Raw genomic sequence first — 12430 nt, 5'->3', positions numbered from 1 at the left:
CCACCAAGACTCTTCGATGCCTCAATTCTTTATCCGGCGGCCCGTGTTCGCCTGGGGGGTGGCCGCATTCATCATCCTGCTGGGCCTGATCGCCCTTCCGCAACTGCCCATCGCGCGCTACCCGTCGGTGGCGCCGCCTGCGGTCACCGTGTACGCGACCTATCCCGGCCGATTCGGCCAGGAACGTATTCGCTGGGCTTGAGGGTCTCCAAGACCCATATGTAACGGATGCCGTTAACGATCCACGCTCCAACGCCTTCGTCGGGCACCGTGATTTTCAGTTCGGCTCTCTCTTCGGTGCGATCGTTGCGCATCGCAAGCTCGAGCTGATGCCAGCACGTCAATTCGTCGCCGCGCGCGACTTCGTATCCGCTGTGCGGGTCGTCTTCGTCGGGCTCGTGCTTGAGAACAAGCTCGCTGGTCGTGACGTCAGAGGCGGTCACCTCCATAGGCATTTCGCGACGGCCGTGCGATTCTGCGCACAGCCGGAGAACGGCGTAGCCGTCGAGAACTGCCTTGCTGCCTTCCTCAAGATGCCTGCGCAGCTTTTCCATCGCTGCAGGGGCCGGTTGAAGCCAGTCAGGGTCATCCGTGATCGGGGTCACCGTGCCCAGCGGCCAGATTTGTGGGAACTGGTTGGGAGTGCTCGGGTCCGATGGGCGCCGGCAGCCGACCGCTCGGCGATCAGACTTGTTCGCGCGGCAGCCGACTCGACATTCGCCCCCTGGGATGTCCGTCAGGACTGCATCACAGAGCATGATCGGCGTCACGAGCTCGTGACCGGCTATCTGCAAGCTGCCGATCCGACTGTCGAACGCCAGGTAGCTCCTGCCTTGCGCCAGATCCTCGAGGCGTTTGCTCGCGTTGCCTACCCCTCCACATTTCAGCCAGGTGGGCTGCTCGGCCCGTTAATCGGCATCTGCGAGCAACGGGTTAACACGCCGGCGCAAATCTTGGGGCATGCCGACATCGCGGAGCTTCGGGCACTGCTGGACTACGCCAACCTGTTTCACCACGATAGCAACCCGGCGTGGGCGACGCAGGTCATCAATGACCAGGCGCTCGTCAACTTCGCCCAGCGCACGCTGGCGTTTGCCAGACGGTAGTAAGAGTTTGAGCTAAGCGAACGGCGCCCGCTCGACATGGGTGCATGGTGTCGGCGGGCATCGCAGCAATCCGCTTTACCGTCGGTACGGCCGTTGAAGTCGACTATGTTGAGCAAGAGCTCAAAGCACGCGAAGGCGGGTCGAAGCTCATCGTTGAGCTTCGATGTGCATGACGAGAATCGGGCCACAACCGGACGTCCAAGCCGCTGAGCTGATCGTCAATGTCATGGCCCAACGCCTGATGGAACTCGACATCCGAGGCCGACGCGGAGCCGCCTACGACGAGAAGAATCCCGCCGAGCGCCTGCTCAATCGTCGCTCGTTGCCTTCTACCAATTGAGCCGCATCCCAAGCCGGCCGTTGACAGCATGGCTGTCGCTCGTGCCGCGCATGTAGCCGACCTGCGCATACGCCACGGCGCGGCGCGTGAGCTGCGCGCTGAAGCCCGCGGCCAGCTCCACCCATGTGCCACCCAGGTCCGAGCCGAAGGGCAGGAAGCCCGTGGCCGACGAGAACTCCGTCGTGTTGTCGCCCATGAACTCGTGCCACAGGTTGGCGCGCAGCCAGGTGGTCATGAGCCGCGGCTTGTCGCCCTCGTCCAGCGCCCAGGTCCTGGCGAAGCGCGCACCCACCCGCCCGGCCAGCGACTCGGAGGTCTGGAAGCGCACCAGCGCCGCGACATCGGCCGAGTCGTCCAGGTTGTTGCGCTGGTACGTCAGCTGCGCCTGCGGCTCGGCGATCCAGCCGCCGCCGATCTGGATCGGATAGCCGCCTTCGAGCGAGGTGGCCCAACCGCGGCCCTCGGTGGACAGTGAGATCGGGGTCGCGAGGCCAGCCACCCGCGTGGACTGCGCCTTCACGTCCTCGTACCAGGTGAACTGGGCGATCCCATCCACGTACCAGCCCGAGGCACCGAAGCGGGTGCCGTAGACACCCAGCGTGTGGGCGTCGAAGCTGTCGGTGCCGGCGCGCGCGCCGTTGGCATGCGTCACATCGCCCGACAGATGGCCGCTCGCGCCGTAGACGCCCGCATGATCCCGCTGGCCGTCTTCCCGCGCTTGGCGGAAGACTTCCAGGCCGACCTGCGCGGCGGCGATGTCATAGTCGAACTGCGGGCCGTTGCTGTAGATCGAGCCGTTGCCCTGCCGGCCGCTCGTGCCGAGCACGCGGCCCCAGGCACCGTTGACCAGGGTGCGCTTCGCATCCAGCGCGTCGTTGCCGCGCAGCTGCTCCTGTTCTCCGACCCGCTCGTGCATCGAGTCGAGCAGCATGCGCCCGTAGATCTGGACCATCGAGGGCACGGCGGTGTAGAGCGAGACCTCCTGGCGATAGTTGGGCGTGCTCGACCCGGAGGCGCTGAGCGGCAGGCTCGAGCGCAGGTACCAGTCCTGCGCATCGCTGCCATCGACGCTGCCGCGGTAGAGGGTGTACTCGTAGGCGCCTGCCAGGGCGGGGGCGCTCAGGGTGAAGGCACCGGCGGCCGTGGTGGCGCCGTTGGTTGCATCCACGACGAGGATGCCGTTGCCGGTGGTGAGCGCACCGCCGCCGCCGATGTTGGTGACCTTCAGGCTGGAGTTGCCGGTGGCTGTCCCGCCATTGACGATCAGACGGTCCGAGGGCGAGCTGTCGGCGCCCAGGTAGGTGTTGAGCGCGAGGGTGCTGCCGCCGTTGCCTGCATAGCTGTTCACCGTCAGCGTGTTGCCGATGCCCGTGCCGGCGACCTGCGCCAGKCTGTTGTTAACCAGCGTGCCAATGCCGAAGTTGCCCTTGGCCGTGCCTGCGGCAGCGAGCGCGTCCGCCACCGCGATGGTTCCGTTGTTGGTGACCGTGCCGGCGACGCTGCCGTAGCCGCCGAGGGTGGCGCCCGCGGCGACCGTGGTGGCGCCACCACCGGACAGCGCGGCGCCGGGGTGCGAGGCGTCGCCCACCACCAGCGTGCCGGCCGTGACCGTGGTGCCGCCGGTGTAGGTGCTGTCGGCATTCAGGATCAAGGTGCCGATGCCGACCTTGGTGAGTGCGCCGGTGCCGCTGAAGGGACTGTCGGAGGCGACGGTGTAGCCGGCGTCGTCGATGGTGGCGCCGCCGCTCTCGATGTTGAGCTCGCTGGCATTGAAGCCGGAGATGAAGCTCGCGTTGTTGCCCATCGCGCGCAGGGTGCCGCCGTCGAAGTTGACCTGCGCCGTGCCGGTGCCGCGGGTCAGCGCCAGCGTCTCCAGCACCGCCTGGTTGCCGATGTTGACCGTGCCCACGCCCGTCGGCGCATCCACCACCGTGCCGCCGGCGGCGATCACCTTTGCGCCGTCATCGATGGTGAGAACGCCGGCGCCGGCGTTGCCCACCAGCAGCGTGCCGCTGTCGGTCCAGCTAGAGCCGCTGCCGGTCACCTGCACGTTGCCGGTGCTGCCACTCGCGTTGGCGATGATGCCGCCCGTACTGCTCACCTCCGCACCATCGCTGATCGTCAGCTTGCCGGTGCCGGCCCCGCCGACAGTGATCGTGCCGTTGGCTGTCCAGGTCGAACCGCTCAGCTCGACCGCACCGGTGCTGGTGCTGGTGCTGGCGATCACGGCTGCGCCGCTCGCCAGCGTGGCGCTGTCCCGGACGGTGAGGGTGCCGGTGCCGGCGTTGCCCACCAGCAGCGTGCCGCTGTCGGTCCAGCTCGAGCCGCTGCCGGTGACCAGCACGGTGCCGGTGCTACCACTCGCGTTGGCGATGATGCCGCCGGTGCTGCTCACCTTGGCACCATCGCTGATCGTCAGCTTGCCGGTGCCGGCCGCGCCGACAGTGATCGTGCCGTTGGCATTCCAGCTTGAACCCGATCCCATCACGGTGAGTGTGCCGGCGCCGGTGCTCGTCTCGCCGAGCACCGCGTCGCCACTGCTCAACGTGCTGGCGCCGCTCACCGTCGCCGTGCCGGTGGCGGCCCTGCCTATTGAAAGGCTGGATGCTTTCGCGGCTGCGCCATCCGTCACGAGCAACGAGGCGTTGCCGCCCGCTCCGATGATCATCCCGCCGGAAATGGTCAACGCGGAGCCCGAGCCGTCGACGGTGACGGTGCTGCCGCCACCGCCGCTCCTGATGCCCGCCGTGAGGCTGGTGGAGCTGGCTTGGCCGCCGGTCAGGATCGCGACATGACCAGCCGAGTCAGACCCGACCGCGATGCCCGCCTTGTCGGTCCAGGTGGCGCCACTCCGGACGACCACACTGGCGCCGCCAGAAGCCGAACTGGACGCGATGTCAGTCCCGTTGGATGTCAGCGCTGCGCCATTGCCGAGCGTCAGCGTGCCGAGTCCCGCGTGCCCGACATAGAGTCCCCCGGTGCCCATGGCCAAGGTCGAGCCGCTTCCGTCCACCGTCACGGCACCGGTCGAGCCGGCCAGGTTGCTGATCTGCATACCGGTGCCGAAGGACACTTCCGCGCCATGGGTYACCGCGATATTGCCAGTACCAGAGAGGCCCACCACCAGGGTGCCCGTGCCGCTGAGGCTCGACCCGGCGCCGTCCACGGTGACCGTGCCCTTGCCGCTGCCGGAAGCCCCCAGAATCACCGAGCTGCCGCTCACTGCGCCGCCATCCGTGATCGAGAGCGAGCTGCTCCCGACATTGCCCACCAGGATCCAACCACTGCTGGTCAGCGTCGACCCGCTGCCGGCCACCGTGACGGTACCCGTCGAGCCGGAACTGCTGCCGAAGGTGGTGGTGCCGCCRCTGACAATTGCGGCGCTATTGCTGATCGCGAGGCTGCCGGTTCCCGCTGCCCCCACGGTGAGGCCGCTGGTGCCAGTCAAGGTCGAACCGGAGCCATTGACGGTGACGGTCCCGGTGGAGCGGGCGACATTGCCGACCACGATGCTGCTGCTGGTCGCAACATGGGCTCCGCTTGCAATGGAGAGTAGGCCGGTGCCGGCACTGCCGACAACAAATACGCCAGTGCCCATCAAGCTCGAGCCGGAGCCGTCCACGGTCACCGTGCCCCTGCCCGTGCTGGTGTTGCCGATGACGAAGGTGGCGCCGCGCACAGCGCCCCCTGCGGTGACCGACAGCGTTCCGGTCCCCGAGTCACCCACGGTGATCGTGCCGCTGCTGGCGAATCTGGATCCGCTGCCATCGACCGTGAAGGTGCCGGTCGTGCCTGCCACGTTGCCGATCTGGACGTTGCTGTTGCTCGTGAGCGTGCTCCCGTTGAGCACGATCAACCGGCCGTTCGCCGTGTGTCCGACGATCAAGGCGCCGGTCGCACCGGCGGCTGAAGAAGATGTGCCGAGCGTGGCGATGCCGGTGCCGTTGCCAATGATGGTGAGGGCGCCGGCGGCCGGGACCCCGCCCGACCAATTGGTCGTGGTCGTCCAATCCCCAGTGGAAACGTTCCAGACGGAGGCGGCCCGTGCGGCCGGCGGGGTCAGCATTGAACCGACCGCACCTGCCAGCAGCATGGCCGCAGCGGCCCGCTGGACCATCGAGCCGCTGCGTTTGCCCCGTGCCACGGCATGCTCGGAAGCGACGACCCAGGTTCCGGTGCTCGCACTCCAGACTGTTCTGTGGACCTTGTTCATCTTCCTCCCATGTAAGCCGATCATTTCTCCCGCGATGTCACCCGCCGGCTTCTTGCTGGGTGTGTGCTCGGCAAGGCGTCACCGCAGACCTCTTGCGTACTTCGACGCGCCTGCGTCGGCCGTGCGTTGGTGCTGACCAGACCTTGGCTACGCCGAACTAATTACACAAGATAACTATAGGTTGCGGATTGATGAAGCACTGATGGCAACCGGTCGCGCGTTGCGAAAAGAAGTCGCGTGTGGCATGCGCACCACGTCTGGTGGGCAAGTCAGGACGCTCAAGTTTTGGGAGCACAGGAAGATCTGGCGCTGCCGACCACAATCGAATCCCGCGCAATGCAAAGGCCGTGCCGGCCGTTCAGGGAGGGCGCCTTCGCCGAGGACGCAAAGTCAGCTATCGGCGCGAATCTATGACCGCTTCGGGCCCGGAGCAGACGTACGCCGACCTTAGTTCGACTCCGCAAAGCGGACGCAGGCCAACGAAGCATTAGTTAGCAGCTCAGGGCCGCGTCATTGGCGAAGGTAGCGGGCATTCCTTGACCTTCATGCGCCCTATGCTCCCATTCCATAAGGCGCCTGTCACGCGAGAAGGCGCAGCAGCGCTTCTCTGGCGCGGAGCCTGACAGTCAGCTCGCTTGAGATGCGCAACCTGCCGGAAGGGCCCGGCGAATGGGCTAACTGCCGGCAGCCCGCAAGCCGACACCATAGCCAGCACCCATCTCCGAGACGACGGCCTAGCGTTCGAGCTGCCCCTTGTGCTAAGGCCGCGGCTGGATCTGCGAAGACCACCCCGACCAGCTGAGCGCTCCGTCGCCCCGCACCCGCTTTGCGTTGAGGGCGGTTCGGAGGTAGTCTCGGCGCATGAATCCGCGTCCGGACGGCTTTGCACGCCGGCTCATCGTCCTCGGTGCGGCAGCCGGCATCGCGCTTGGCGTCTGGCCAGCCGACCGCCCGTGGCGCATCGGCTACATCTCGTTTTTTCCGCGGCCAAGCCCCGGCGTCGTGCCGATCTTCGATGCCTTTTTCGCCGGCATGCGCGACCAGGGTTACGAGGAGGGCCGCGACTATGTGATGGACTGGCGGCACACCGGGGGCAAGCCGGAGGGCTTCGACGCGCATGCCGTCGCGCTGGCGGCGGACGGCGTTGACCTGTTCTGGTGTGTTACCACCGCCGCGGCGATGGCCGCGAAGCGCGCGACGAGCACGATTCCGATCGTGTTCTCGGGGGTGAGCGATCCGGTCACGAGCGGCCTGGTCTCGTCGTTGGCGCGCCCCGAGGGCAACCTCACCGGCCTGTCGGCCGTCGACGACGAGTTGCACGGCAAGCGGCTCGAGTTGCTGCGCGATTTGCTGCCGCAGGCCCGCGAGGTCGCGGTGCTCTGGATGCCCTTGGTGGCCACGCACCGGACGGAGCTGACGCAGATCGAGGCGGTGGCGCCTCGGCTCGGCATCCGCGTCCAGCGGGTCGAGCTGAACCGTGTCGAGGACATCGTGGCTGTCATCCCGCCACTAGCCCGCACGGGCACCGACGCGTTGTTCATCCTCCCGGCGGGCTGGCATGTCTACTCGAGCGGCGAGCTGGTGGCCGCAGCGACGCAGGCGCGCCTGCCGTGCATTGGCACGGAGCGCTACCACCACGCCGGTGGCGCCTTGCTGACGTACGGGGCGGACATCGCCGCGCTGGCGCGCCGCGCCGCCGGCTACGTCGACCGGATCTTCAAGGGCGCCAAGCCCGGCGACCTCCCAGTCCAGCAGCCGCAAAAGTTCGAACTGCTGATCAACTTGAAGACCGCCCAGGCGCTCGGCGTCGCGGTTCCCGGAAGCCTCTTGTTGCGCGCCGACGAGGTCGTACGTTGAGAGGCTGCGGGGCGCTTTGACCGCCGGCCTCTTCGCCTGCAGCCGACTGTCGCGAAGGTCGGCTCCTGGCCGAATCCAGCCACATTTGCCAGCAGCGCTATGGGGCCCAGAGCTGACATCAGTGAGGGACCGTCAGCCAGCCTCGAAGCTCGGCCAGAGCGGCGAAGGCTACCCCTGCGCCCACCGCATAGGGCAAGGACGGGAGGAGCGTCTGCAACATTGCCGAGCCGAATGCAAGCAACAGAAAAATTGGAATGGCCCACAGCGCTGGGTCGGCTTTGACGATTGCCCACAATATCGCGGGGACCGCAACGACCGTGAATGCAATCGACGCGCCCGTGAGCGACAAGGCGATGGAGCATCCAAATCGTCCAAGCCGATGCTCGCTTCTGAATTTCCTTAAGCTCTGCCACGAGACCAGCCCGCCAACAACGGCAGCTACGACTACGACAAGTATGAACGTGCCAGAAGGGGCGGAGGTGGTGTCGAAGTCACCCGGTCTCGGCGTCGCCTGAAACTCATATGCCCAAGCTCCAGCCGCTGCGGCCAACAGGCTAGCCAGAGTGACTGCCGGTGCAGCCCTGGCGGGGTTGCGATGTACTGTCACCGATTGACGGCTCCTTGTTCCGATGGGTCTCGATTGCAATTGTTGACCGCACCTCGGTCAGTGCGCACGCGCTCACAAGGCCGTCGTTGCGAGGTAGCGACGAGCATCCGCTTCTGGCCCGCATTCTGCCCGTGGGCTAGCGTAGGAACCACATGTACCCGATGAAGCAGCCGACCGCGACGATGAGCATCCAGTACACCCATCGCTGGGCCTTTCATGGCCTCGTATCGCTCTTTGCTCATGCCGGGACCTGCCATGGCGATGCTCCAATGTTGTGTGAGTTGGGAGGGATGTCGGAATGTCCGGTGTTGGCCGTTGGACTAAACCGCTGACGCGGTGGATGTGTGCGACGGGGGCAGATCGCGTTGCGCGGAGTTGAGTTGTACCTTGGTTGCGGGGAATGTTCCCCGGAACTCGGAGACGACGATGACACCACTACGTCAACGCATGATCGATGCGATGGTGCTGCGCGGCTTCAGGCCACGCACGCAAGAGTCCTACCTGAGGGTTGTCGCGCAGATGGCCCGTCACTACCGCCGAACCCCGGAGCTGATCACCGACCAGGAGGTCCAGGCCTATCTGCTGCACCTGGTGCGCGAGCGGCATCTGGCGCGAAGCAGYGTCAATCAGGCTTCCAGCGCCGTGCGGTTTCTGGTGTGCGAGGTGCTCGGCCAGAACGAGMGACGCCAGCGCATCCCCATGGGTCACACCCCGCAGCGGCTGCCCRACGTGTTGTCTCGCGCCGAAGTGGCAGCGGTGCTGGCTGCGCCGATGTCCATGAAGGCGCGCACGCTTCTGATGACGGCCTACGCCAGCGRGCTGCGCGTMAGCGAGCTGTGTCAACTGCGCGGCTGCGACATCGACTCCTCGCCCGACCGCATGTGCATTCACGTCATCGCGGGCAAGGGAGGGCACGACCGCTACAGCCTGCTCAGCCCGGAGTTGCTCGACCAGTTGCGACTGTACTGGCGGCAATGCAGACGCACTGCACAGGCCGAGGACTGGTTGTTCCCTGCGCGGCTGAACCCCTCCSAGCACCTGGACACCCGTAGCGCCGGGCGCTACTTCTACGCCGCGCGCAACGCTGCGGGCATCGCCAAGGTCGGCGGCATCCACACGCTGCGCCACTGCTTTGCCACACATCTGCTGGAAGCCGGCGTGGACCTCAACAGCATCAGCCAGTTGCTCGGCCACGCCAAGCTCAGCACCACCAGCCGCTACCTTCGAATGGCCCGCCCCGGCCACAGCGCCGGCGACAGCGCGCTGGCGCTGCTGGCCCATCTGCCCAAGGTCGAGCCAAAGGCGCCGTCGTCACCGCCGTCGTCACCGCCGACGCCACCGCGACCGCCGCTGCTCTGAAGCCGCTGCGCGATGAGCGCCACCCTGGCCGAGGTGCTGCGAACCTTCGGGCCGGCCTATCTGCGCGAGCACTCGCTGAGCACGCCGCAGGCGCGCGCCTGGCGTGCCGTCGTCGCCTGCCGCACGCCGGCGCTAGGCGGCCATTTGCAGCGCTGCGACCRGTGCGGCCAGGAGCAGCGGCTGTTCCACTCCTGCCGCAACCGGCATTGTCCGCAGTGCCAGAACGAGGCCCGGAACGCATGGCGCCAGGCCCGACTGGCCGAGTTGCTTGCGGTGCCGTACTGTCACCTGGTCTTCACGCTGCCGCACGCCCTCAACGCCCTGGCGCAGTTCCATGCGCGCTGGGYSTACSGCACGCTGATGCAATGCGCAGCGGCCACGCTCAGCGAGTTCGCCGCGAACCCGCGCTGGCTCGGTGCAACAGCTGCCTTCACYCTGGTGCTGCATACCTGGACGCAGGACCTGCGCCGCCACATCCATGTGCACGCGCTGATGGCCTGCGGTGGGTTGGACGGCGATGGCCTGTGGTGTGCACCCAAGCGKAGCCCGACGTTCCTRTTCCCGGTGCATGCGCTGTCACGCGTGTTCAGAGGCAAGTTCGTCGACGCGCTGCGCCGCGCGAGTCAGGSCGGCGASTTGCCCCGCGATCCSGCCAACACGCCGGCGATGCGCCAGGCACGGCTGGCCGAGCTCAAGCGTCACRACTGGGTGGTGTATGCCAAGACGCCGCTCACTGGCCCCGAGACGGTGTTGGACTACCTGTCGCGCTACACGCACCGCGTSGCAGTCTCCAACGAGCGCATCGTCGGCAWYGATGCCAACGGGGTGCGACTGCGCGTRCGCGCCGACGATGGCGGCAAGCGAACGGTCCTCATCGACGGRCCRACCTTCATCGCTCGCTTCCTGCAGCATGTGCTGCCGCCGGGGTTCAAGCGCATCCGCCACTACGGGTTGCTGAGCYCGGCCGTCAAGGCCGAGCGGCTSGCGCAGGCCCGCTTGGCGCTGTCGATGCCGGCGGCCAATCCCCAGGCTCGAGAGGACGCCGCCACGTTCCTCCAGCGCGTCACGGGCATCGAAGTCTCGTGCTGCCCGCRCTGCCGCTTGGGGCACTGGCGTACCGTGCAGGTGTTGCCACCACAGCGCGGCTGCGCTGCACCGCAAGCCGTTGCATGCCGGGGTCCGCCGTGATACCCGGCTGGCGCATCACCGTCCAAGAACTTGTCCGTCACCGACATCGCGACGGCGGTRCGGATCGTCCCGACGTGTGTGGCCGAACCATCGGTATGCCGCGAACGACCCATCGCTTGCGCCTCAACCGCCCAACGGCCGTCCCCAATCGCCGCCTGAGCACCCACGCTCACGCCTCCACACCCCGCACGTACTACCGTCACCGCRTCTGAWCCTTACATTCCCCAACAGCCCCGCWCGCCAYCGCSGAGCGGCGGTTCAGTCCATCGACGTTTATCTGCCGCCGCAACACCAGCGCGCTCSATCAGCGTCGGCACGGCGTCAGATAAATGCTCTCCGTTCTCAGTCTTAGCCAACAGCTTCCACCACCTGAGCGACGACCGCCATCACTGCTGCGGTCTGGGCGCGCAAGTCCTGGGGGCGTGGGTCGGTTGCTGCTGTGGCGATGGCAAGCTTCAGTGAAGGCACGAACAGGGCGAACTGGCCACCGTACCCCCATGCCCACACCACGAACTTGCCTCTCAGGGTGCCTGTAAACCAGAGGTAGCCATAGCCGGTGTCGACGATGGGAGGATTTCGCCAGGCGCCGGACACGTGCGCCCGCGAGCTATCCGCAACCCATTCTCCTGGAAGCACGCTCGAGCCATTCCATTTGCCCGCATCAGCCATCAACCAGGCCAACTTCACCAAATCACGCGTCCGCAGCTTGAGACCCATGTAGGCCATCGCGTGCCCGGCCTTGTCTCGCCCCCACGAGAACCTCTCGATTCCCAGCGGAGCGAACAGGTCCCGCTTTGCGAGGTCTTCAAGGGGTATCCCCTGGGCGTGTTCCAGAATGGGCGTGAGCAGCGAAACGGCTGCGTCGTTGTACGACCAGGAATTGGGAGCTCTTCCATCGCTCGGTAGGCCCAACACGTATTGCGCGGGGTCGGGCGAGGTCACCAATGCGCGAAGCTGCGTCGTGAATTCGTAGGCGATACCCGTGGTGCCGGTGAGAATTTGGCCCAACGTCACGCTGGACGCTGATGAATTGGGGGACTTCTGAACGAGGTCGGGCAACAACTCGCCGACCGTTTGCGAGAGGCCTTTGAGCTTTCCTTGGTGGAGCGCCTTACCCACCAGCATCGAGCAGACGCTCTTCGTTGCCGAGTTGGCTGCATGCAGGTCAGACGCCGTAGCGCCTCCGTAGTAGCGCTCCCCGATAAGCGCCCCGTTTCGTACGACCAACAGACTCCGTAGGGCACCGACAGTCGAGCCTGAAGTCAGGGCCGCTTCAAATGCCGAGGCAGAGATTCCTTGGCTCTCCGGGTTGGCCGTTTGCCACTCAAGAAGGTCTGCGGGCGATGCTGCACGGGCGATTTTGCCGGCCATCCCCGCCACCAAAAGTGAAGCCGTACCGCCGAGAACGAAGCTCCGTCGAGAACTCATCATCGAATTCCAAGCTACCTAGGACGTCGATTGAGCGAATCGACAAACGCCTCTCGCGACAGCGCGAGCACCAATGAGCCAGATTCTGGCGCAGGTMGCGACTTCTACCTCGCTCGTCCGTATTTTGCGGTGAAGGTGGCTGCGCCAAGCTTGTTGATCTTGCCCCCGAAAAACGTACTCCATAGCTGATGGTCAAATTCAGTGATTGGAGAGAAGAGAAATGAGCAAGAGAAAAGACGGGCAACCGCGTGGCAGGTACACGCTCGAATTCAAGCTGGAGGCGGTGCGACTGGTCAAAGGCGGCCAAGCGGCGTCGGTGACGGCCAAGGTGC

8 protein-coding genes and 2 pseudogenes are annotated in these 12430 nt (G+C 66.1%); 6 read left to right on the top strand and 4 right to left on the bottom strand.

What is annotated here, in order from left to right; genetic code table 11:
• Positions 1–16: 16 nt before the first annotated feature.
• A pseudogene (locus AC1D2E_RS19520) lies at positions 17–169 on the top strand (efflux RND transporter permease subunit); the annotation flags it as partial.
• On the opposite strand, the gene AC1D2E_RS19515 reads toward AC1D2E_RS19520, so the two are convergent.
• Entirely contained in the window at positions 144–554 is a 411-nt protein-coding gene (locus tag AC1D2E_RS19515; protein WP_478198923.1) for a hypothetical protein, read from the bottom strand. The pseudogene AC1D2E_RS19520 and the gene AC1D2E_RS19515 sit on opposite strands and share 26 nt — an antisense overlap.
• 222 nt (positions 555–776) lie before the next feature.
• On the opposite strand from AC1D2E_RS19515, the gene AC1D2E_RS19510 reads away from it, so the two are divergent.
• Positions 777–1106, top strand: coding sequence for a hypothetical protein (locus AC1D2E_RS19510; RefSeq protein WP_478198922.1), 330 nt, complete (start codon positions 777–779; stop codon positions 1104–1106).
• Between the two features lie 169 nt (positions 1107–1275).
• Positions 1276–1446, top strand: coding sequence for a hypothetical protein (locus AC1D2E_RS19505; RefSeq protein WP_478198921.1), 171 nt, complete (start codon positions 1276–1278; stop codon positions 1444–1446).
• On the opposite strand, the gene AC1D2E_RS19500 is transcribed toward AC1D2E_RS19505, so the two are convergent.
• Both AC1D2E_RS19500 and AC1D2E_RS19495 read right to left on the bottom strand, forming a co-directional pair.
• A complete protein-coding gene (locus tag AC1D2E_RS19500) occupies positions 1436–4669 on the bottom strand; it encodes an autotransporter outer membrane beta-barrel domain-containing protein (RefSeq protein ID WP_478198948.1) in 3234 nt (1077 codons plus the stop codon). The genes AC1D2E_RS19505 and AC1D2E_RS19500 overlap by 11 nt on opposite strands.
• A gap of 54 nt (positions 4670–4723) precedes the next feature.
• A pseudogene (locus AC1D2E_RS19495) lies at positions 4724–5659 on the bottom strand (ESPR domain-containing protein); the annotation flags it as partial.
• 861 nt (positions 5660–6520) lie between these two features.
• Here AC1D2E_RS19495 and AC1D2E_RS19490 point away from each other — a divergent pair.
• The 3 genes from AC1D2E_RS19490 (at position 6521) to AC1D2E_RS19480 (ending at position 10670) form a co-directional block, all read left to right on the top strand.
• Positions 6521–7516: an ABC transporter substrate-binding protein gene (locus tag AC1D2E_RS19490; protein WP_478198920.1), complete on the top strand. Its 996-nt coding sequence runs from the start codon at positions 6521–6523 to the stop codon at positions 7514–7516.
• 1054 nt (positions 7517–8570) lie between these two features.
• Entirely contained in the window at positions 8571–9482 is a 912-nt protein-coding gene (locus tag AC1D2E_RS19485) for a tyrosine-type recombinase/integrase (RefSeq protein WP_478198919.1), read from the top strand.
• A 12-nt stretch (positions 9483–9494) separates the two neighbouring features.
• Positions 9495–10670 (top strand): IS91 family transposase, encoded by a 1176-nt coding sequence (locus AC1D2E_RS19480; protein ID WP_478198918.1) that lies wholly within the window; start codon positions 9495–9497, stop codon positions 10668–10670.
• Positions 10671–11018: 348 nt separating this feature from the next.
• Here AC1D2E_RS19480 and AC1D2E_RS19475 read toward each other — a convergent pair whose 3' ends face one another.
• The gene (locus tag AC1D2E_RS19475; RefSeq protein ID WP_478198917.1) at positions 11019–12041 is read right to left on the bottom strand and encodes a serine hydrolase domain-containing protein; all 1023 of its coding nucleotides are present in this window, start codon (positions 12039–12041) and stop codon (positions 11019–11021) included.
• Between the last annotated feature and the right edge of the window lie 389 nt (positions 12042–12430).

Source organism: Variovorax sp. P1_H2, assembly GCF_056405295.1.
Note: the sequence above shows the minus strand (reverse complement) of the source record. Positions and strands in the feature narration are given on the sequence as shown.